This window comes from Phaeovulum sp., from assembly GCF_047638075.1.
Classification (GTDB): Bacteria; Pseudomonadota; Alphaproteobacteria; order Rhodobacterales; family Rhodobacteraceae; genus UBA6197.
Genome location: NZ_JBLJBV010000004.1, coordinates 1 through 21,791, shown reverse-complemented (window position 1 = coordinate 21,791; position 21,791 = coordinate 1). Strand labels below are relative to the sequence as shown.

The 21,791-nt window shown below is 61.0% G+C and carries 19 protein-coding genes; 11 read left to right on the top strand and 8 right to left on the bottom strand.

From position 1 onward, the window contains the following. Positions 1-590: 590 nt before the first annotated feature. The 4 genes from ACM62R_RS00650 to ACM62R_RS00635 all read right to left on the bottom strand — a co-directional run bounded on the left by ACM62R_RS00650 (position 591) and on the right by ACM62R_RS00635 (position 5,176). Positions 591-1,433, bottom strand: coding sequence for a MaoC family dehydratase N-terminal domain-containing protein (locus tag ACM62R_RS00650; protein WP_415182140.1), 843 nt, complete (start codon positions 1,431-1,433; stop codon positions 591-593). Continuing rightward, complete coding sequence (locus ACM62R_RS00645) at positions 1,430-2,527, bottom strand: CaiB/BaiF CoA transferase family protein (RefSeq protein ID WP_415182139.1); 1,098 nt, start codon at positions 2,525-2,527, stop codon at positions 1,430-1,432. The genes ACM62R_RS00650 and ACM62R_RS00645 overlap by 4 nt, the downstream gene beginning before the upstream one ends. Next, a complete protein-coding gene (locus tag ACM62R_RS00640) occupies positions 2,527-3,690 on the bottom strand; it encodes an acyl-CoA dehydrogenase family protein (protein ID WP_415182138.1) in 1,164 nt (387 codons plus the stop codon). The genes ACM62R_RS00645 and ACM62R_RS00640 overlap by 1 nt, the downstream gene beginning before the upstream one ends. Positions 3,691-3,820: 130 nt before the next feature. Continuing rightward, on the bottom strand, positions 3,821-5,176 hold the full coding sequence (locus tag ACM62R_RS00635) for an MmgE/PrpD family protein (protein WP_415182137.1): 1,356 nt from the start codon (positions 5,174-5,176) through the stop codon (positions 3,821-3,823). A gap of 412 nt (positions 5,177-5,588) precedes the next feature. Between ACM62R_RS00635 and ACM62R_RS00630 the strand changes: the two genes are divergently transcribed. The 5 genes from ACM62R_RS00630 to ACM62R_RS00610 all read left to right on the top strand — a co-directional run bounded on the left by ACM62R_RS00630 (position 5,589) and on the right by ACM62R_RS00610 (position 10,275). Beyond that, positions 5,589-6,800, top strand: a complete 1,212-nt coding sequence (locus tag ACM62R_RS00630) for an ABC transporter substrate-binding protein (RefSeq protein WP_415182136.1) — start codon at positions 5,589-5,591, stop codon at positions 6,798-6,800. Positions 6,801-6,891: 91 nt separating this feature from the next. Then, complete coding sequence (locus ACM62R_RS00625) at positions 6,892-7,710, top strand: ABC transporter ATP-binding protein (protein ID WP_415182135.1); 819 nt, start codon at positions 6,892-6,894, stop codon at positions 7,708-7,710. Beyond that, entirely contained in the window at positions 7,703-8,419 is a 717-nt protein-coding gene (locus ACM62R_RS00620; protein ID WP_415182134.1) for an ABC transporter ATP-binding protein, read from the top strand. The genes ACM62R_RS00625 and ACM62R_RS00620 overlap by 8 nt, the downstream gene beginning before the upstream one ends. Positions 8,420-8,423: 4 nt before the next feature. Beyond that, positions 8,424-9,311: a branched-chain amino acid ABC transporter permease gene (locus ACM62R_RS00615; protein WP_415182133.1), complete on the top strand. Its 888-nt coding sequence runs from the start codon at positions 8,424-8,426 to the stop codon at positions 9,309-9,311. A gap of 1 nt (position 9,312) precedes the next feature. Continuing rightward, complete coding sequence (locus ACM62R_RS00610) at positions 9,313-10,275, top strand: branched-chain amino acid ABC transporter permease (protein WP_415182132.1); 963 nt, start codon at positions 9,313-9,315, stop codon at positions 10,273-10,275. Positions 10,276-10,399: 124 nt separating this feature from the next. Here ACM62R_RS00610 and ACM62R_RS00605 read toward each other — a convergent pair whose 3' ends face one another. Both ACM62R_RS00605 and ACM62R_RS00600 read right to left on the bottom strand, forming a co-directional pair. After that, on the bottom strand, positions 10,400-11,002 hold the full coding sequence (locus tag ACM62R_RS00605) for a thiamine pyrophosphate-dependent enzyme (protein ID WP_415182131.1): 603 nt from the start codon (positions 11,000-11,002) through the stop codon (positions 10,400-10,402). An 11-nt stretch (positions 11,003-11,013) separates the two neighbouring features. Further along, positions 11,014-11,571 carry a hypothetical protein gene (locus ACM62R_RS00600; protein ID WP_415182130.1) on the bottom strand — a complete coding sequence of 186 codons (558 nt, stop codon included), beginning with the start codon at positions 11,569-11,571 and terminating at the stop codon, positions 11,014-11,016. A 119-nt stretch (positions 11,572-11,690) separates the two neighbouring features. On the opposite strand from ACM62R_RS00600, the gene ACM62R_RS00595 reads away from it, so the two are divergent. The 6 genes from ACM62R_RS00595 (at position 11,691) to ACM62R_RS00570 (ending at position 18,079) form a co-directional block, all read left to right on the top strand. Beyond that, on the top strand, positions 11,691-12,611 hold the full coding sequence (locus ACM62R_RS00595; RefSeq protein WP_415182129.1) for a LysR family transcriptional regulator: 921 nt from the start codon (positions 11,691-11,693) through the stop codon (positions 12,609-12,611). A gap of 147 nt (positions 12,612-12,758) precedes the next feature. Further along, entirely contained in the window at positions 12,759-14,192 is a 1,434-nt protein-coding gene (locus ACM62R_RS00590; protein ID WP_415182128.1) for an aldehyde dehydrogenase family protein, read from the top strand. A 39-nt stretch (positions 14,193-14,231) separates the two neighbouring features. Beyond that, complete coding sequence (locus tag ACM62R_RS00585) at positions 14,232-15,149, top strand: NAD(P)-dependent oxidoreductase (RefSeq protein WP_415182127.1); 918 nt, start codon at positions 14,232-14,234, stop codon at positions 15,147-15,149. A 111-nt stretch (positions 15,150-15,260) separates the two neighbouring features. Next, positions 15,261-16,778 carry an aldehyde dehydrogenase gene (locus ACM62R_RS00580; protein ID WP_415182126.1) on the top strand — a complete coding sequence of 506 codons (1,518 nt, stop codon included), beginning with the start codon at positions 15,261-15,263 and terminating at the stop codon, positions 16,776-16,778. 177 nt (positions 16,779-16,955) lie between these two features. Further along, entirely contained in the window at positions 16,956-17,495 is a 540-nt protein-coding gene (locus ACM62R_RS00575) for a thiamine pyrophosphate-binding protein (RefSeq protein ID WP_415182125.1), read from the top strand. Then, entirely contained in the window at positions 17,483-18,079 is a 597-nt protein-coding gene (locus ACM62R_RS00570) for a thiamine pyrophosphate-dependent enzyme (RefSeq protein ID WP_415182124.1), read from the top strand. Before ACM62R_RS00575 ends, ACM62R_RS00570 begins: the two co-directional genes overlap by 13 nt. Positions 18,080-18,282: 203 nt before the next feature. Here ACM62R_RS00570 and ACM62R_RS00565 read toward each other — a convergent pair whose 3' ends face one another. Together ACM62R_RS00565 and ACM62R_RS00560 are read right to left on the bottom strand one after the other, a co-directional pair. Next, on the bottom strand, positions 18,283-18,798 hold the full coding sequence (locus tag ACM62R_RS00565) for a tyrosine-type recombinase/integrase (RefSeq protein WP_415182149.1): 516 nt from the start codon (positions 18,796-18,798) through the stop codon (positions 18,283-18,285). Between the two features lie 30 nt (positions 18,799-18,828). Then, positions 18,829-21,720, bottom strand: coding sequence for a Tn3 family transposase (locus tag ACM62R_RS00560; RefSeq protein ID WP_415182123.1), 2,892 nt, complete (start codon positions 21,718-21,720; stop codon positions 18,829-18,831). Positions 21,721-21,791 lie beyond the last annotated feature (71 nt).

Genomic DNA, 21,791 nt, shown 5'->3' with positions numbered 1-21,791 from the left:
GGAAGTATTGTCCCGCGCATTATCGGCTTGACCAAGGAGATGCAATTCCAGCCCTGACTGTATGGACTATATCATCGCTACCACACCCATCTGAAACACAAGCGCGATGCTGCAAAGATCTGAAACAACGGAGGGGAGCACGACCATCAATCGTATGGGGTAGCCAACCTTCATAAGCATTTTAAAACTCTCCAGACTATTATGGAAATTCGCCTCCTCAAGGCGCAAAATAGGATTTTCGGTTGGCCATTTGTATTTTGGCCCAGTTTAGACATTCTGGCTGTAAAAACTCCGGGGAATGGCTTTCTGGGGGATTTTGGGTCGGTTTTAGCTCCTAAATGGCAGGCAAGAGCCCCCTGAGGCGCTGATGGCGGGCATGGGGCCCCGGTTACACCGACGAGGGTCAAGGCGCGGCGGATATTGTAGGCTAGCGGGCAAGCCGCTCATCACTCTCAGTCATGGCTTTGGCCAGCTCGCTCTTTGTGAAGTTGCGCTGGCCGCTGTTTACAGCTTTCAGTCGCGTGCCATCGACGGTAATCGCTCGGGGCGGTAGGCAGGTACAAACAGCGGGCAGGCTATCGCGCCGATCTTTACCATTCCGCCCGCGCCTCCATCGCGACAGCCCCATCGGCACGCCTCACCCAAAGCCGCAGCGCGCCGGCATCCTCGTCGGCGTTCAGCGTGAAATCATCTGTATCGAACACCGGCGACAGGCTGCGAAAGCTGAACCGCGCCGGGCGCTTGCCGCGCAGATCCTGAGCATAAAGCACCAGCATCGCGGCCTGCATCGGCCCGTGGACCACCAGCCCGGGATAGGCTTCAACGTCCCGCGCATAGGCCAGATCATAGTGGATGCGGTGCCCGTTGAACGTCAGTGCGGAATAGCGAAACAGCAAAGCGGCTGACGGCGTGACGCTGCGGTGAAACGCGCCCATCGGGGTGGGTGCCGGGACAGGGGGCTTGGCTGCGCCGGGCTGTTCCGCCGCGCGAAAAACGATGTCTTGTCTTTCGCGGATCACCGGACGCGCGCCGCTGTAGATCGCATGATCCACGGTGACAAAGCACAGCGCGCCGCTGCGGCCTTCCTTCAGCGTGACATCGCGGATGTTGGACACCCGGCGCACCGCCTCGCCGATGCGGATATCATCGGTGAATTCCAAGGCGCCCCCCGCCCACATGCGGCGCGGCAAGGGCACAGGCGGCAAGAACCCCCCGCGCGCCGGATGCCCGTCCTCGCCCAACGATGCCGTCGGCGTGGCAGGCTGGGCAAGGCACAGATGCAGCATCAAGGGCGCGATCGCCCCCTGCACAACGACCCCTGCCCGGTCAAAGGTTGCGTTATAGCGCTGTACCAACGCCGGGGTTACCACCTCGGCCGCCTGTTCTGTGCGCCCGATCCAATGGCGCAGGTGGTCGATGTCCAGCGCCGTCATGCGGATGCCCCCGGCAATGCGGGAACGGCACCCAAAGCGCGGTCCTCGCCGGCAAAGATCGCGCCGGGTGCGGGCATGCTGACCGGCCCGTTCGGCGTGTCCACGGTGATCCGGCGCAGATGCGGATGCCGCGACAGCCCCGCCATGTCATTGACCGACGCAAAGGCCACATTGGCCCGCAGGATGGCCTCGGTCGCCTGCCCCAGATCACGGTACGAAAACGCCGCCGCCACCAGCGCATCGGTTTCGGCCCGGTTCACCACTCGTGCGACGTTGCTGGCAAAGCGCGGATCGGTGGCCATATCTGGCGCCCCAAGGAAATGGGTCGCGAAACCCTGCCATTCGCGGTCGTTTTGAATGGCGATCAGCACCTGCGCGCCGCCCTTGCACGAAAACACACCGTAGGGCGCGATAGACGGATGCGCCAAACCGACCCGCCGGGGGGATTTGCCACCTTCGTGGTTCAACAGGGGCACGGTCAGCCAATCAGCCATCACATCAAACATCGAGATCGAGATATTGACCCCCCGCCCGGTAATCCCGCGCTGGATCAGGGCCTCTAGAATGGCCGCATGTGCGGTGGCCCCAGTTGCGATATCCACGATGGAAATGCCGACACGCGCCGCCTGATCCGGCCCGCCGGTGATCGAACACAGGCCCGATTCCGCCTGAATCAGCAGATCATAGGCCTTGCGGTCAGCCATCGGCCCGGTTTCTCCGTACCCGGATATCGCGCAGGAAATCAGCCGGGGGTAATCGCGCGTGAGCCGGTCAGCGTCAAACCCCAACCGGGCCAGCGCGCCGGGCTTCAGGTTCTGCACTAACACATCCGCCCCCGTCAGAAGATCGGCCAGCATCGCTTTGTCGGCGGGCTTGGTCAGATCGGCGGCCACGGTTTCCTTGCCCCGGTTCAGCCAGACGAAATAGCTGGACTGCCCCAGCGCCACGTCGTCATAGCCTCGAGCGAAATCTCCCTCAGGGCGTTCGATCTTGATCACCCGCGCGCCCGCATCGGCCAGACGCGAGGTGGCAAAGGGCGCCGCCACCGCCTGTTCGATTGCAACGACCGTCAGACCTGCAAGCGGCAAACCCATCAAAAGCTCCTTGGCAGGCTAAGGACATGCTCGGCGATGTAGGATAGGATCAGGTTGGTTGAAATCGGGGCGACCTGATACAGTCGGGTTTCGCGGAACTTGCGCTCGATATCGTATTCGCAGGCAAAGCCGAACCCGCCGTGAAATTGCAAACAGGCATTCGCGGCTTCCCAGCTTGCCTTGGCGGCCAGAAATTTTGCCATATTTGCCTGCGCGCCACATTCCTGATTGGAGTCGAATAGGCGGCACGCCTCATACCGCATTAGATTGGCAGCCTCGATTTCAATATAGGCCTCGGCGATGGGGAACTGCACGCCCTGATTCTGGCCGATGGGGCGGCCAAACACGTTGCGCTCAGTCACATATTTGCTGACCCGTTCGGTGAACCAAAAGCCATCCCCGATGCATTCCGCCGCAATTAGCGCGCGTTCGGCGTTCAGGCCGGTCAGGATGTACTTGAACCCCTTGCCCTCTTCACCGATCAGGTTTTCTTCGGGGATTTCAAGGTTGTCAAAGAACAGCTCGTTGGTTTCGTGGTTCACCATGTTCAGGATCGGGCGAACCTGCATGCCGGTTTTCATCGCCTCTTTGATATCGACGATAAAGATAGACAGGCCTTCGGACTTCTTCGCCACATCCGCCAACGGCGTGGTGCGGGCAAGTAAGATCATCAGGTCGGAATGTTGCACCCGGCTGATCCAGACCTTCTGGCCGTTGATGACGTATTTGTCGCCCTTCTTGACGGCAGTGGTCTTGATCTTGGTGGTGTCGGTGCCGGTGGTCGGTTCGGTCACGCCCATGGATTGCAGGCGCAATTCCCCGCTGGCGATCTTGGGCAGATACCGCTGGCGCTGTTCTTCCGACCCGTGCCGGACCAAGGTGTTCATATTGTACATCTGCCCGTGGCAGGCACCCGAGTTTCCGCCGGACCGGTTTATTTCCTCCATGATGACGGAGGCTTCGGTCAGCCCCAGCCCTGACCCGCCGTATTCTTCGGGGATCAGCGCCGCCATCCAGCCCGACCGAGTCAGCGCCTCGACGAACTCTTCGGGATAGCCGCGCGCCTCATCGATCTTGCGGTGGTATTCGTCGGGAAAGGTGGCGCACAGCGCACGCACCGCATCGCGAATGTCCTGATAGGCATCGGGTTTCGTCTTTATCATCGCAAGCCTCTGGTTCGGTGTCGAAGCCCCCTTGGGGCGGGATAGGGCCTAAGTTCCGCTGGCAGGTCCACAAGTCAACCGCTTGCGCGGCCTATGATCCATGCCGAACTGCTATAGGGCCGGCGGTTGGTCATCGCAAATGCTGCGCGACCGATCCCGCGCGGCCCAGATCGTGGAGCCTGGCAAGCCAGCCATCGCAGGTGGTGTTCAAAACCGGACCGGCCAGCGTGCGGAACTTCAGGTCCAGCGCGGCGGCGTCGGGAAAGGTTTCAGGCTCGCCAGACGGGTCGGGGATGCGCAGGGCGTGGGTTTCACCGCGGGCGGTTACTGACAGCACGGCCCCGAACGGATGGCGCAGACCCTCCAGCGTCTCGTCTTGCCGTACATCGACCCGCGCGGCCAAGGTGTCTGCGTCAGCGCTGCCCAAAAGGTTATAGTCGTCCCAGCCGAACCGTCCCCGCAACAGCGCGACCGCCGCCGCGAACGGCATCGAAAACTGCCCGTCCACGATTGAGCGCACCTTGCGTTTGGCCGCAATCGGTGCCCCGACCAGCGCGACCCCGTTGCGGTGTAGCCCCACGGTGATCGCGTCAATATCGTTGGCTGTCCAGCCATGCTGCGCGCGCAGGGTCAGCAGGCCGTCCACCGCAGCATGGGTATAGCGGCAGGCGGGGTAGGGTTTCACCCCGATGCGCAGCGTTTCCCAGACCTGCCCCAGCCCTTCCAGCAGCTTGGCGGGCTGCGGGGCGTCGCTGTAACCTTGCAAAAACCCGTGCTTGCCCTCGATGGCCTGTGACGCGCCCTTGAACCCTTCGGCGGCAAGGCTGGCGGCCATCAGCCCCTTCATTGCCGCTTCTCCGACCTGATAGCGCTTGTTCCAAGCCCCGTTTTCCAGAAACTGAAGCGACCCGGACGCCTGACTTGCGGCAATGCCGAACGCCGTCTCCATCCCGGACGCATCAAGCCCCAGCAACCGTCCCGCCGCCGCCGCCGCCCCGAACGTGCCTGCAGTGGCTGTGGGGTGAAACCCGCGCGCGTAATGGGCGGTAGGGTCCAGCGCCATGCCAAGCCTGCAACAGGTTTCAAACCCGATGACCACGGCGGCCAGAAACTCGGCCCCCGATGCGCCTGTCAGCTCCGCCGCCGCCAAAGCCGCTGGAACCACCGGCGCGCTGGGGTGCAATGAGCTGTTGGCATGGGTATCGTCGAAATCCAGCGAATGGCCAAAGGTGCCGTTCAACAGCGCCGCCGCCGCCGCACCGTAGCGCCGGTTTAGCCCGAACACCGTGCAAGGCCCATCCCCGGAAAAACCAAGTCGTTCAATCATGGCCAGCACCGAAGGCGTGGAATCGGCCTCTTGCGCCGCGCGGATGGCAGAGCCTATCAGATCAATCGCTAGGGTGTTTGCGCGGTTCGTGACCGCTGCGGGAATACCGGCACGGGATGTGCCGACGGCGAAATCCGCAAGGCGTGCTGTCAGGGTCATAAGGCTCTCGGGGTTGAGTCCGTGGATAATTCCAAAATGACCGCGCAGTCGGGTCTTGCCCAATACCAAAATCTTAGCCCTGCCATAGCCAAGTGCTATCGACCGCCCTGCTCCCCATGGCAGGACAACCCGAATATCGCTGATATTTCCTGCACTAAGGTCGGGTTGCGCTCGGACGACGCATATGAGCCGAGGCCGACAGGCCCATAACGAATTCACATACCGACCTTTGTTAATCTGGAATGTCAGATAACCCCTGGGTTCTGTATTCAGAAAGGCGTGTGCGGAACCTCGGAGGAGAGACGTACTACAGCTAAGCGTGATACGACAAGGATGCGCATCGTCACAAAAAGCGATTTCGGCGGGCGGGTCTGCGCTGATGTCAGCAAGATAAATGATCAGGGAGGATCGGATGACTCAATTTTCACGTCGAATGTTCATGGGAACCGCAGCGGCTGCCGCAGGGGTTTCGGCGCTTCCAGCCTTTGCACAAAGCAAGCCCGTCAAGATTGGCGTTCTGGCCGATTTCAGCGGGATCTACACCGACCTGATGGGCCCGAACGGCGTTGCCTGCGTTGAACAGGCGATTGCAGATATTGCACCGGGCTTCCCGGTCGAAGTGGTCTTTGGCGATCACCAGAACAAGGCGGATATCGGCGCGGGCATCACTCGTCGCTGGTTCGACACCGACGGCGTTGACATGCTGATCGCAGGGCCGAACTCTGCCGTGGGTCTGGCTGCCAGCGCGATTGCCTTTGAAAAGAACAAGCCCTGCCTAGGCGTTGCCGTCACCGCAACCGACTTCACCGGAAAGCAGTGCAACCCGAACACCGTCAACTGGACCTATGACGGCTATATGCTGTCCAAGGCCGTGGCGACCGAAACGGTCCGCGCTGGTGGCAAGAAGTGGTACTTCATCACCACCGACAACGCCTTTGGCCACTCACTTCAGGCCGAAGCCACCGCCTTTATTCAGGCGGCTGGCGGCGAAGTAGTCGGCCATTCGGCCTACCCAATCGGCATGACGGATTTCGCCAGCTTCCTGTTGGCGGCTCAGTCATCAGGCGCGGATACGCTGGGGCTGGCGCTAGGCGGCACTGACCTTCTGGCCTGCCTGAAACAGGCTGCGGAGTTTGGCGTCACCGACACCATGAAAACCGCGGCCTTTGTCGTATTCTTGAACGATCTGCACGCAGCCGGTCTGGACACGATGCGCAACCTTCTGTTCACGAACAGCTTCTACTGGGACCTGAACGACACGACCCGCGCCTGGACCGAACGCGTGCTGCCAAAGCTGGACGGCAGCTACCCGGGCATGGTTCACGCGGGCTGCTATGCCGTGACGGCGCATTATCTCAAGGCGCTTGCGTCCCTAGGTGTGGACGCTTCTCGCGCAGACGGCGCCGCCGTTGTGGCCGCGATGAAGGCTATGGAGACCCAGGACGACGCGTTTGGAGCTGGCCGCATCTTGTCCAACGGCCGCGCCGAACTGCCTGCCTATCTGTTGCAGGCAAAAGCCCCCGAGGAAAGCACTGCGCCCTGGGATCTGTGCAAGGTCATCTCGACCATGCCGGCAGTTGAAACCGTTCGCCCGATTGCAGAAACCGGTTGCAGCATCGTCTAATCGCGTTTTGTAACTGGCACCCAGTCAGATCTGCGACTGGGTGCCGCCTCTGTGCGGTCGTCCGTCCGCCGGTCATCAACGGAGTTTTTTTATGAGCAAAACCCTACAGGGCCAGGGTGCCGCCCCCCTATCTGAGCGGTCCGCTTCGTCGCGCGATGATGCGGCGCCCGTACTGTCTGCCCGTGGCATCAGCAAGCAATTCGCGGGGTTTCATGCGGTCAAGAACGTGGATATTGATATCCGTCACGGCGAAGTGCATGCCCTGATCGGGCCAAACGGCGCCGGAAAAACCACGGTTTTCAACCTGCTGACCAAATTCCTGCAACCCACTGCGGGCACCATCCGGTTGATGGGGCGTGATGTGACGTCCTTTGCGCCCGCCAAGCTGGCGCAACTTGGCATGGTGCGGTCGTTCCAGATTTCGGCGATCTATCCCAACCTGACGGTGCTGGAAAACCTGCGCATCGCCTTGCAACGCCCGGCCGGCCTTGCGCATCAGTTTTGGCGGCCCCTGTCGGCGCTGGACGTGCTGGACGCCCGCGCGATCGCGCTGATCGACCGGGTCGGCCTGTCGGATGCGCGCGACGCTCAGGCGGGCAGCCTGTCCTATGGCCGCAAGCGCGTGCTGGAAATCGCGACCACGCTGGCGCTGGACCCCAAGGTGCTTTTGCTGGACGAACCGATGGCCGGCATGGGCCATGAAGACGTGACCCGCGTCGCGGACATCGTGCGGAGCATTGCCCGCGATTGCGCGGTGCTGATGGTCGAGCACAACCTGAAAGTGGTTGCAGACCTCTGCCACCGCGTGACCGTGCTGCAACGCGGCGAGGTGCTGGTGTCGGGCGATTACGCCACCGTTTCCACCGACTCGCGCGTACGCGAAGCCTACATGGGGACTGATGATGAATGACCAGAACCGGCAACCGCTGCTGCGGGTCCGCGGGCTAGAGGCCTGGTACGGCGAAAGCCAGGCCCTGCACGGCGTTGATTTCGATATCTACCCCGGCGAAACCGTGTCCTTTCTGGGCCGCAACGGCGTGGGCAAGACCACCACCCTGAGGGCGCTTTTGGGCATCACCTCGGCGCGCAAAGGGGAAATCACCCTGAATGGCCGCGACATGATGAAGGTCCCGCGCCACCGCGTCGCCGCCTGCGGGTTCGGCTATGTGCCCGAAGAGCGCGGCATCTTTGCCACCCTGACAGTCGAGGAAAACCTGACGCTGCCCCCCGTGGTGGCCGATGGCGGCATGTCCATCAAGGATATCTACGCGCTGTTTCCCAACCTGGAAGAACGCCGCACCTCGCAAGGTACCAAGCTTTCGGGCGGCGAACAGCAGATGCTGGCCATTGCCCGCGTGCTGCGCACCGGCGCAAAGATGATCTTGATGGACGAACCGACCGAGGGTCTGGCCCCGGTGATCGTGCAACGGATCGGTGAGATTCTACTGGACCTGAAAAAGCGCGGCCTGACGGTCCTTCTGGTTGAGCAGAACTTTCGCTTCGCGGCAAAGGTGGCTGACAGGTTCTATGTGATGGATCACGGTCAGATCGTCGAAGCATTTGCCACGTCCGAATTGCCTGCGCATCACGCACGGCTGAATGAACTTTTGGGGGTCTGAGACCATGACAATGATCTTCGGTATTCCGTTGCAGGCCGTGCTGGGTCAGCTTTTGATCGGGCTGATCAACGGGTCGTTCTACGCCATGCTCAGCCTTGGGTTGGCGATCATCTTTGGTCTGCTGCGCATCATCAACTTTGCGCATGGCGCGATGTACATGATGGGGGCCTTTGTCGGCTATCTGATGCTGACATGGCTGGGCATAGGGTTCTGGCCCGCGCTGATCGCAGCCCCGATCGTCGTGGGCGCCTTTGGCGCGGTTGTCGAACGGTTTGCGCTGTCGCGGCTTTACAATCTGGACCACCTTTACGGGCTTTTGTTCACCTTTGGGCTGGCGCTGGTGGTTGAAGGCAGTTTCCGCCACTATTTCGGCGCGTCCGGTCAGCCCTACCCGGTGCCAGACGCTCTGCGCGGCGCGACCGATCTGGGCTTTATGAAGCTGCCGAACTATCGCGGCTTTATCGTGTTGATTTCGCTGGTGATCTGCATCGGTGCTTGGGCCTTGATCGAAAAGACCAAGCTGGGCTCATATCTACGCGCGGCGACCGAAAACCCGACCCTTGTCGGCGTGTTCGGGGTCAATGTCCCGCTTTTGCTGACCCTGACCTATGCGTTCGGTGCCGGGCTGGCGGGGCTGGCGGGTGTGCTGGCCGCGCCGATCCTGCAAGTCAGTCCGCTGATGGGGCAAAACCTGATCGTCATCGTATTTGCGGTTGTGGTTGTGGGGGGCATGGGGTCCATCGGCGGCGCCATCGTGGCGGGCTATCTTCTGGGCCTGTTCGAGGGCCTGACCAAAATCATCTACCCCGAGGCCGCCAATATCGTGGTTTTCGTAATCATGGCTGTGGTGCTGCTGTTCCGCCCTGCCGGCCTGTTCGGAAAGGACATCTGACATGCACGCTGACATGACCACCCGGCCGGGCCGGACCAACTTACTGCAAATCGCACTGGTGCTTGTCTGTCTGGGCGGGCTCGCGGTGGCACCGTTCTTTGTCTATCCGCTGTTCTTGATGAAGGTGATGTGCTTTGCGCTGTTCGCGGCGGCCTTCAACCTGTTGCTGGGCTATACCGGCCTTTTGTCGTTCGGGCATGCGGCCTTCTTTGGCGGAGCGGCCTATTTTACCGCCCATGCCGTCAAGGTCTGGAACCTGCCGCCCGAATTGGGCATCTTGCTGGGCGTGGTGGGGGCGGCGCTTCTGGGGCTGGTGATCGGCTTTCTGGCGATCCGGCGGCAGGGCATCTATTTTGCCATGGTTACGCTGGCGATGGCGCAGATGTTCTATTTCTTCTGCTACCAGGCCCCTTTTACCCACGGCGAGGACGGCATACAGGCCGTGCCGCGCGGCAGGTTGTTCGGGCTGTTCGACCTTGAAAACGACATGACGATGTATTTCTTTGTCGCAACGGTCTTTGTGCTGGCGCTGCTGGTGATCTGGCGCATCGTGCATTCGCCCTTTGGCATGATCTTGAAATCCATCCGCGAAAACGAGGCCCGTTCCACCTCGCTTGGCTATTCGGTGCTGCGCTACAAGCTGGCGGCCTTTGTGATGTCGGCGGCGCTGTCTGGGCTGGCGGGGTCGATGAAAACGCTGGTGTTCAAGCTGGCGTCGCTGACCGACGTGTCGTGGCATACCTCGGGCGAGGTGGTGCTGATGGCGTTGCTGGGCGGGCTTGGCACGCAGGCGGGGCCGCTGGTCGGGGCCGGGCTGGTGGTGACGTTGCAAAACTATCTGGTGGCGCTGGCGATCCCGGTCACGGTCATCGTGGGATCAGTGTTCATGCTGTGCGTGCTGCTGTTTCGCCGCGGCATCGTGGGCGAGCTGCTGGCTTTTGTCGAGGCCCGCAAGACGCGCTGACTCCCCTGTCATCCTAAAAAAACCGGGCATGCCGCAAGGCGCGCCCGGTTTTTTTATGGCCGCCAGCACCGCATGAAAAAGCCCTGCACAAAGGCGGGGCCATCACCTGCGATGACGCGCCGAGTTACATCGACGCAAAGCCCAAGGCCTCGCGCACCCGGGTTTTCAACAAGACCCCATCCCGCGTGGGCAAGATCCGCGACTTTTCCGCGCCGTCGATGCGGATCACCGCGACATAAGGCCCTTCACCCACCCGGGTGATGCGCCCGGCCACCGCCCCGACCCCGTTCATATCGGTGATTGTGTCGGTCCGGGCGATGCCACACCCCCGCGCGACGGCGGCCAGATCGGTCCCGGCTGCGGTGTGGCTGGTCTGCGACCCGGTTTCGCCATACAGTCCGTTGTCCAGAATGATGATCGACAGGTTCGCAGGCGCCTGCTGCGCGATGGTGGCAAAGGCCCCCATGCCCATCAACGCCTCGCCGTCACCGACCAGCACCATGACCGGCACATAAGGCTGGGCCAACGCAAGCCCAAGCCCCACATCGGAGGCCCCCCCCATCGCCCCCCAAAGGTAAAAGTTGCGCGGGCTATCCCCGGCCGAGGCCAGATCATAGGTGGCAGATCCAAGTGACGATATCGCCACCAGATGGCCCCGGTCTTGCAACAGGCGGGCAACCACTTCGCGGCGATCCAGCGCCGTGTCGGCAACAGCAGAACGGGTCATGTTCGGGTCCCTCATTTCACAAATACCTTGGCGCCGATAAGACGCTGCGACAGCAAGACGGCAACCGGCGTGCCACCCTCATAGGCCATGCGGGCGGCGGCGCTGACCGTCTCGGCCACCTCATCGGCGCACACGGCGCGCAAACAGTGGATGTCCATCATTTCAAACACTTGCTGAACCTTGCTGCCCATCGCAAACTGCCACGGATTGAACTCGCCCCATTCGCCGCGCATCGTGACCAGCGTCAGGAACGGCAACCGGCACGACGTCACAAGCGACAGCATATTGATGCAATTGCCCACCCCGCTTGACTGCATCAGCATCGCCGACCGCTGCCCGCCCAACCACGCACCGCAGGCCACGGCAATGCCTTCTTCCTCGGTGGTTAGGCTGATCGCGCGCATGTCTGGGTCGGCATGGATCTGCTCGATCAGCCGGGCATGACCGCCATCGGGCACATAGGGCACCTGCGCCACGCCATAAGATTTCAGCACCGCGTGAATCTGGTCCGGCCACCCCCCCTCGGTAATGGCGCCCCCATCCATGTCCGTCTCCGGCTTCAACGTCATCTTGCGCCTCGCTCCCGTCCTGATTGACGCGATATGCGTCTGTGGGGGGGAGTTTGCGGTTGTCTTGGCTATAAAGGAATAATAAAACTCGGATACAGCCAATCGCAAAGTTTGATAGCATGGAACTGAAACAACTGCGCACGTTCATAATGGTCGCCGAAAGCGGGTCGCTAAGCCGTGCCTCGGACAGGCTGCGGTTGGCACAACCAGCGTTGTCGCGGCAGATCAAGCTGTTAGAGGATGAAATCGGGTTCGATCTGTTCGTGCGGTCTGGCCGCGGGATGCATTTGACCGAACACGGCGAGGCCCTGCTGGGCCGCGTGACGGGGTTGGTCCAGCAGCTTGACAACTCGGTCGAGGATGTGCGTTCGCTTGCGATTGAGACAACCGGCCATGTGGTGTTGGGTTGCATCCCGACCGCCAGCCATGTTGTCGCCGGGCGCATTGCCATTCGCGTCGCGCACGAACTACCCTTGGTGTCACTTCGAATCATCGAAGGCTATGCAGGCCACCTGATCGACTGGTTGCACCGCGGCGAGGTCGATGTGGCAATCCTGTATGGACCGGCCTCGGACTTGCATCTGCGGATGTCGGATGTGATGTTCGAGGAACTGGTGCTGGTCAGCCCCGCAGACCAATCCCCCGCGGCGGATGAATTGCCGGTTTCGGCTCTGGCCGACCTGAACCTAGTGCTTCCCAGCAGTCCACATGGGTTGCGCCTTGTGATCGAGGCTGCGGCGGCAAAGGCCGGCATCGCTATCAACGTGAAGTATGAGGCGGACTCCTATCACGTGCTGAAGGAAATCGTGGCTGCCGGGCTGGGCCATACTATCTTGCCCCTCTCGGCATTTTACCGTGAACAAGAAGACGGTCTGTACCGGATCACCCGCTTGAATAAACCTCGCATTTCGCGCCATCTGGTCATGGCGCTGCCCGCTAGCAGAATCGATACCAAGGCCACATCCGCTGTGCGTGCTCTCGCGCAAGAGGAAATCCTGCGCATGGTCGACAGCGGCGAATGGCGCACAATTCTCGTCTAGACCGTCCGCAGGCATCCCCTGAAGCTGGCATGCCTGCGTCAGAGGTATATCCATTCTCTATGCGTCATATGCCGGATTTCTTCCGAACCCTGACCGATTTCGCTGCTAGAACTGTGCGAAAGATACCATTGAAGGGGAGGACAGATCATGGCTGTTTTTGGAAATCTGATCGCGGGGGAGTGGCGTGTTGGCACGGAAACGCGGGCCAATATCAACCCGTCGGATACCAATGATGTGATTGGCGAATTTACCGTCGGCAGTCGGCGTGACGTGGAAGACGCTGTCGCCGCCGCCCGTCAGGCGATGAAAGGCTGGGCCAGCCATACCGAACAACAGCGCGCCGATATCCTGTTTCGTGTCGGGGAAGAAATGTTCGCCCGTCGCGAAGATCTTGGCGAACAGCTGGCCCGCGAAGAAGGCAAGACCCGCGCCGAAGGCATTGGCGAAGTTATCCGCGCATCACAGATCTTTCGGTTTTTCGCAGGCGAGGTCGTGCGCTTTGGCGGCGAATTCCTGCCTTCGGTCCGTCCCGGCATTGATGTGTCGATTCGGCGCGAGCCGGTGGGTGTCGTGGGGCTGATCACGCCCTGGAACTTCCCCATCGCCATTGCCGCATGGAAAATCGCACCCGCCCTAGCCTATGGCAACGCGGTCGTTCTGAAGCCCGCCGACCTGACCCCGGCCAGTGCCTGGGCCTTAGCCGATATCTTGCACCGTGCAGGAGTTCCGGCGGGGGTCTTCAACCTTGTCATGGGGCGCGGCACGATCGTGGGCCAGGCGATCGTCGAAATGACGGATGCGGTCAGCTTTACCGGATCGGTCGCGACCGGCACCGGCATCGTGCAGACCGCCGCAAGCCGCATGATCCGCGTGCAATGCGAAATGGGTGGCAAGAACCCCCTTGTCGTGATGGATGACGCCGATCTGGATGTTGCGATCAACTGCGCGGTGGATGGGTCGTTCTTCCAGACCGGTCAGCGCTGCACGGCCTCCAGCCGGCTGATCGTCCACGAGGCGATCCATGATCGCTTCATCGCAGGCGTGGCTGAGCGTCTGGAAAAGATCGTCACGGGTCACGCTTTAGAGGCTGGAACGCAGGTCGGGCCGGTGGTCGATGCCAAGCAGTTGGAACAGGATCTGTCCTATATCGACATCGGCGAAAAAGGAGGGGCCCATGCGCTGGTGCGGGGCCAGAGGCTGAACCGCGAAACGCCCGGCTTCTATCTGTCTCCAACCCTGTTCACCGAAACCACGAATGACATGCGGATCAACCGCGAGGAGGTGTTTGGCCCGGTCGCTGCAGTGATCCGGGTGAAGGATTACGAGGAGGCGCTGGCCACCGCAAATGACACGCCCTTCGGCCTGTCATCGGGAATCGTAACCCGCTCGCAAAAGCTGTCGCAGCACTTTCAGGCCAACAGCGAATCCGGTCTGACGATGGTCAACCTGCCAACTGCCGGTCTGGATTATCACGTGCCATTCGGCGGGCGCAAAGGGTCCAGCTATGGCCCACGCGAGCAAGGTCGCTATGCTGCGGAATTCTACACGATCGTCAAAACATCCTACGCGATGCCGGTCTAATCCGAGCACGTTGCGTACAAATTTCCAAGGGGAATACTAATGGAAAAGATCGGTTTTATCGGGTTGGGGCGCATGGGGCGCCCCATGGCGTCAAATCTTATTAAGAAGGGTTTTGAACTTATTGTTCACGACGTGAATGCCGAAGCGGTGGATGTTCTGGTGAACCTTGGGGCCGATGCCGGCAGCTCGGTCGCCGATGTCGCGGCGCGGGCGGATGTCATCATCACCATGCTGCCGAACTCCGCCATCGTGGCTCAGGTCGTTTCGGGTGTCGACGGCGTTCTATCCACGGCCCGCAAAGGCTCGCTCGTGCTGGACATGAGCACCATCGATCCGAACACCACCGATGCCATTGCCGCCGACTGCAAAGCGCGGGGCGTCGGGTTTGTCGATGCGCCGGTGGGCCGTCTGGCGACCCATGCCGACATCGGTCAGTCCTTGTTCATGGTCGGTGGCGAGGATGCTGATTTTGAGCGTGTGAAAGCCATGCTGGAAGCAATGGGATCAACGATCTATCACTGCGGCCCCTGCGGTGCAGGCACCCGGTCCAAGATTGTAAACAACTTCCTTGCCGTGTCCCTGTGCCAGCTTAACGCCGAGGCGCTGACCCTTGCGACCGGGCTGGGGCTGGATATCGAAAGCACGCTGGACGTACTGTACGGTACAACCGCGACCAATGGTCAGCTCAGGATCAACTGGCTGCAAAAGGTGCTGGTCGGTGACACCAGCGCGGGCTTTACCATTGACCTTGCCCATAAGGATCTGACCTTGGTGATGGAATCCGCGAACGCTGCCAAAGTGCCAATGCCAATGGCCGCAGCCGCGCGCGAAGCCTTTAGCCAGGCCCGCGCCCGTAAATTCGGCGGCAAGGACTTTTCCGCCATGCTGGACGCCAACTGCGATGCGGTTGGGCTGGAACCACCCCGACTGCCCCAAGGCTCGCGCCACCGGACGTGACAGGCAGACGCGCGGCCCCTTTGGTTGCGCGTCGCCCCTGCCTCAGTACAGACCCAAACCACACAGATTACGATCTGCATTAGCTTTACTCGCCAAGCCCCAGAGGTTTTCATGACAGCACCCGTTTCTGCGGCTGAACGCCGTGCCCGTCACACCGGACGGATCTACCACAATCTGATCGGCGGCACCGACCAGCCCGCAGTGTCGGGCACGACCTTCCCGACCCAAGACCCGTTTACCGGCGAAGTCTGGGCCGAAATTGCCCGCAGCGGTGCGGCAGACGTCGATGCTGCGGTAGCGGCGGCAAAATCGGCCTTTCCGGCTTGGTCCGCCATGCGCCCAACCCAGCGCGGCAAGCTGCTGGTCAAACTGGCTGAAGCAATCGAGGCCAACGCCGAGTTTCTGGGCGAAGTTGAGGTCCGCGACAACGGCAAGCTGCTGGCCGAAATGGGCGGGCAAACCCGATATTTGGCTGAATGGTATAGATACTTTGGTGGTCTAGCCGACAAGGTCGAAGGCGCTGTGATCCCTTCGGACAAGACCGGGATCTTCAACTTTACCCGGCATGAACCGCTTGGCGTCATCGCCATGATTACCCCCTGGAATTCACCCTTGATGCTGCTTGCGTGGAAGCTTGCCCCTGCCCTTGCCGCTGGCAACACCGTCGTTGTGAAACCATCCGAATTCACGTCCGCTTCGACCCTTGAATTTGCGCGGCTGTTTGACAGCGCGGGCTTTCCGCCCGGCGTGATGAACGTCATCACCGGCTTTGGCGCCGAAGCCGGGGCGCCGCTGGTGGCCCACCCGGATGTGGCCAAGGTGGCCTTTACCGGGTCGGACATCGCCGGGCAGAAAATCTACGAATCAGCCGCTCGCACGATCAAGCCTGTGTCGCTGGAACTGGGCGGGAAATCACCCAACATCGTCTTTGCCGATGCCGATCTGGATGCGGCGGTGATGGGCGTCGTGTCCGGCATCTTTGCGGCGACTGGCCAGACCTGCATTGCGGGGTCTCGGCTGTTAGTCCACAAAGACATCGCCGCAGATTTCACTGCGCGCCTGATTGAAATCGCTAAAAGCGCCCGAATCGGTGACCCAATGGACGCAGACACGCACGTTGGCCCCGTGACCACTGTGCAGCAGTTCGAAAAGGTACTGTCCTATATCGCGATAGCCGAGGCCGAGGGCGCAACCCGCGCCTGGGGTGGCAATCAAGTGCAAGTCGAAGGCGGCACCGCCAATCAATTCGTTGAGCCGGCCATTTTCACCAACGTCACCCCGCAAATGCGGATCGCGCGCGAAGAGGTTTTTGGCCCGGTGCTGGCGGTACTGACCTTCGAGGACGAGGAAGAGGCCATCGCCATCGCCAATGACAGCGACTTTGGCCTTGCTGCCGGTGTCTGGACCCGCGACATTGGCCGCGCCCTTCGCATGTCGGAACGGCTTCAGGCCGGCACCGTCTGGGTCAACACCTACCGCGCCGTCAGCTTCACCTCACCCTTTGGCGGCTACAAACGCAGCGGACTGGGGCGTGAAAGCGGGCAAGACGCTATCTACGAATTTCTGCAAACCAAATCCATCTGGATCGCGACAGAATTGTCCACCGCCAACCCCTTTATCCTGCGCTGATCTGCCCAAGAACGGCCCATTCTGCCCTGCCACCCACGGTCATGTGCTGTCCGGGGTATTCTCGGCCTGTCGTACGATTAGGTATTGAATTTCAGCATATTCGCCACCCAAATTCGGCATTTTCTTTAAATCTGGCCGGTTGGTAGTCATCATCAACGACCTTCGAGGGAGAAGACCATGCAAAACGACGGGCCCGACGGGCCGCACTTCAACTGGCAAGAGGACGTTTTCCGCGTTCTCAAGGCCCATGACATCAAACATGTGGTCTATGTACCCGATGCAGGGCACTCGACGGCAATTCAGCTGTCCGAGGTAGACCCGGACATCACGGCCGTCGTCCTGACCACCGAGGAAGAGGGCATCGGCTATCTGGCGGGGGCCTGGCTTGGGGGTGAACGCGGGGCGCTGCTGATGCAAAGCTCGGGCGTCGGAAATTGCATCAACACACTGGCCTTGCAGGCGATGGCTCGGTTTCCGCTGTTGATGGTCGTCACGATGCGCGGGGACTGGGCTGAATTCAACGCCTGGCAAAACCCGATGGGTCAGGCGACCGAGGCAACCCTGCGCAGCATGGGTGTGATGACCTGGCGCGCCGACCGCCCCAAGGACGTCGAGCCGCTGCTGCATGGCGCGGCCTCAATGGCGTTCAACGGTGATTCTGCCACGGCCGTCTTGCTGGGCCAGCGATTGATCGGAGAGAAAAAATGGGTGAAGTAACAGTTGGCGGCAACCTGGACCGCCGCGCCGTGGTCGCGTCCTTGTTGCAAGGACGCAAGGATCTGTTGGTGGTTAGCGGCCTTGGGTCGGCATCCTATGACGTGATGGCGGCAGGCGATCACGACAACAACTATTATCTTTGGGCGGCGATGGGCTCGGCGATGACCGTGGGGCTGGGGCTGGCTAGTGCAAAGCCCGATCATTCGGTGTTGGTGATCACCGGCGACGGGGAATCGCTGATGGGCTTTGGCGCGTTGGCCACCATCGCGCTGCGCCGCCCGCCGAATCTGACGATCGCCGTGCTGGACAACGGACATTTCGGCGAAACCGGGATGCAGATAAGCCACGCTGGCTGCGGGATTGAACTGCACGCCGTGGCGGCCGCCTGCGGGTTCCCGAATACAGCCCGGATCACCACGATGGAAGACGTCGCCATCCTGCGCCATAGCACTGCCGCCCGCAGCGGGCTGACGCTGACCACCATCAAGATCAAGCCGGAAAACCTACCGCGCGCCCTGCCCCCGCGTGATGGCGTCTATATCAAAAACCGGTTTCGGGCGGCGCTGGGGTATCAACCTATCTGACTCCAAACGCGCGCAAGCTCCACCCTTGCGCGCGTCAGGATTGATGCCGGTCTTGCCCACACACCGCCGCTCTAGTGGGATCACATCATCCTGTCCGGCGACTTCGACTGCAATCTTACGCGGAAGCCTTCCGATGGGGCCAATCTCCATGCGGTAATACCGATAAGGTTGGCGTCGGGGTTTGTCTTGGTGAGATGCATGGGTCAGCTCCACATCCGAGCAGCGATGTTCTGCTCTTCCTTGCCAATGGCATTGGCGTAAATCGTTGTCGTTGAAAGCTGCGCGTGGCCCATCCACTTTTGCAGCATGTGCAACGGAATGCCGTTCACAACGGCATTGACGCCGAACCCGTGCCGCAAGCCTTTCGGGCTTCGATGCGCTGCGTCAACAATTTTTGCCTCGATCATCACATCTTTCACGATCTGCCAAACCCTGACACGGGATAAAGGCCAGATCGGTAGATGCGCCAGCTTGCGCGATGTCTGCGCCTGTCGAATGCCGTGGGCTGTGTTGAGGGTGTCGAGATAGCCTGGGGGCACCGGAACAGCACGGTAGACAGATTTTTGTGTGCCGGAGCTGTCCTTGCGCTTCTTGAGCGACCTGAGGGTCACGGCCCCGCTGGAGAGGTCGATACGGGCCGGGGTGATCTCGATCAACTCTGACGGTCGGCATCCGGTATGGTGGAGGGTCTCGCAGAGTGTACGGGGTCGATTGGGGATAGGGGCAGGATCGTATCATAAGGATTTTGATCATAGTTTTGGCCACCTGTATTCGCCTGTGAGGAGGATATGCGCCCATCCGAGGGGCGAGATGTGCGCCAGCAGGTCGGGTGAGCAATCCAGACCGGCACGGCGGCGGCTGGTGACGGCTTGGCCGAGGTGTTTGGTGTTCCAGTAGATGATGACAGCGGCGAGCAGGTTCAGGCCGGCCATGCGGAAGTGCTGGCCTTCGGTGGTGCGGTCGCGGATTTCGCCTTGGCGGCCAATGCGCAGTGCGTTTTTCAGAGCATGATGGGCCTCACCCTTGTTCAGGCCGATCTGGGCCCGGCGCTGCATGTCGGCATCGAGCGCCCATTCGAGGATGAACAGCGTTCGTTCCACCCGTCCGATTTCCTTGAGGGCTTCGGCGAGCGCATGCTGGCGAGGATAGGCTGCGAATTTGCGCAGCAGTTGGCTTGGCGGCATAACGCCGGCGACCATGGTTGCGGCGCTGCGCAGGATGTCTGGCCAGTTGGCAATGATAAGAGCCTCGCGGATTTTGCCGCCTATCAGGCCCTTGAGTTCCTTTGGGGTGATCGCTGGATCGAAGACATAGAGCCGCTTGGAGGGCAGATCGCGGATGCGGGGGATGAACTGGAAACCCAGGAGGGCTGTGACGGCGAAGACGTGGTCGGTAAAGCCGCCAGTGTCAGCATATTGCTCTTTGATTTTGCGCCCGGTCTCATTCATCAGCAGGCCATCGAGGATGTAGGGTGCTTCATTGACGGTGGCTGGGATGGTCTGGGAGGCAAAGGGGCCGAACTGATCGGAGACATGGGTGTAGGCTTTCAGGCCGGGTTCAGTGCCGTATTTGGCATTAATCAGATTCATCGCCTCTCCTTGGCGGGCGGCAGGGAAAAACTGCCCGTCACTGGAAGCGGTGATGCCCGCGCCCCAGAACCGGGCCATCGGCAGGGTGGATTGCGCCTCAATCACCATGGCCAGCGCGCGGGTTATGGCATCGCCTTCGACATACCAGTTGGACAGGCTCGATAGTTGGAAATAACTATGGGTATCAGTGGCTTCGGCCATCTTGCTCATTCCGAGGTTTAACCCTTCTGCGAGGAGGGTGGTCAGCAAGCCAATCCTGTCTTTGCAGGGCGCGCCGGTGCGCAGGTGAGTGAAGGCTTCGGTAAAGCCTACGGCAGCATCCACCTCCAACAGAAGGTCGGTGATGCGGATAGACGGCAATTGCTTGTACAAATCCAGAACGAGGCCTTCCGCTTCGGCAGGGACGGCTGCGCTGAGCCGTTCGATCTTCAGCGCGCCGTCTTCGATGCTGCCACCCGGAATGGTGCCCGCTTTGGCTGCTTGCGCCAGCCGCTTCAAGGCCCGTGCCATGCGGGCTTTGCGGTCGGCCAGCCAATCGGCCGGGTCAAACGGCACAACCAGTCTTGGCGTCGCCTGTGCTGTTGCGATTGGCACAAGGGCGTCTTTCAAATCAGCGTAGCGGCGGGACTGGGCCAGCCAAATGTCACCGGACCGGAAGGCTTCGCGCAGATGGAACATCACAGCCACCTCCCACAGCCGATGATCGCCGGGATCCTGATCTTGAAGGTGGCGATGCCATTTGGAGCCACGGCGCAGGAAGGTCGTTGGCCGCGCCGTCACCGGATCGCCGCCGCCGATGACAAGCTGTGCTGCCCCGATCAAAGGTTCTGTCACGGGGGCGGCCTGCACATCAAGCATGCGCAACATGCGGGGCGCGTAGCGGCGAAACCGATAGTATCCCTGCCCAACATGGGCCAAAGCATCGGCGGCCATCGTGTTGGTAAGTTGGGCGGCGGTGGCAACCAACACCTCAAGAGCCTGCCAACCACAGGTCGCAGCAATTGCGCCCTCGAGAGCTGCAGTATCACCACGCGCTTCCAGCAAGGCGGCACCCAAACCTGAGAAGGCGCGTAACGTGCCGTGCAGCGATGTCTTGGCGTCGGCAATGCGGGCATCGCAGCGCGTTTTGGCCTCGTTCCAAGTTTTGCCGACGATGCGGTCATGTGTCTCAACGACCGTATCTGCGATGGCGGCCTGCCATTCCACGGCGCAGGCGGCAAGAACGGCCAATCGCCTGTCATCGGAGACGTCGCGCAAATCATGGGTGAAATAGCGTTCCCCCTGCCTGCGAAGCCGGGTGATCCGGTGGGGCAGCACATCCTTCAGCACGGCGGGGGTCAGCCCAAGCCCTTGTAAATACTCTAGTCTGTCCAAAAGACGGTTCATATCAGCGGAGTTCTTGCCCACTTCGAACTGGCGCAACCAAATGAACCGGCTGATGCCGCCTTCCACGGCCTCTGACAGCATAGCGTCGAGTTTGGCCCTCATGCCGATATCAAGGCGCTCGGAGATACGGGCCTCGATCTTGCGTTCAGCGGCGACCAGCGCGTCGGCGCAAAGCCGTTCGATCACCGAAACACCGGGCAAGATGGTCTGGGTGCGGCGGCATTCTGTCACGAAGCGCTGCGCCAGATCTTCGTTGGAGAACGCAGCCTCCGCCACGGTTCCGAGCCAAACCTTTAGATCACGCGCACCCCGACCGGTGAACATCTTGTAGCCATAGATCGCGCGAAGCTCGATGAGATGTCTGCGGCGCGTCACATCCGTTTCTGCATACCCAGCAAGGTCATGCGGCTTCAAACCAATCTGCGCCGCGATAAAGCCTGCAACCTTCATCGGGATGGTCTCCCCCGAAGTCAGCAAGCGCCCGGGATAGCGAAAGGCGCAGAGCTGGAGTGCGAAGCCGAGGCGGTTATGCGAGCTACGCCGCCTATGGATATGTTCAATGTCATCATCTGCCAAAATGTAATGACGCAGCAGAGACGGATCATCATGGGGCAAATCAAACAGGCTGGCACGCTGGCGATCCGTCAATATGTGGCGTCTTGGCATAGTCGTTTGTCCCTGTTAATCATTAGTCTGTTCAGGACAATTCCCGCACCAGTAAAATCAGCGCCTTGCAA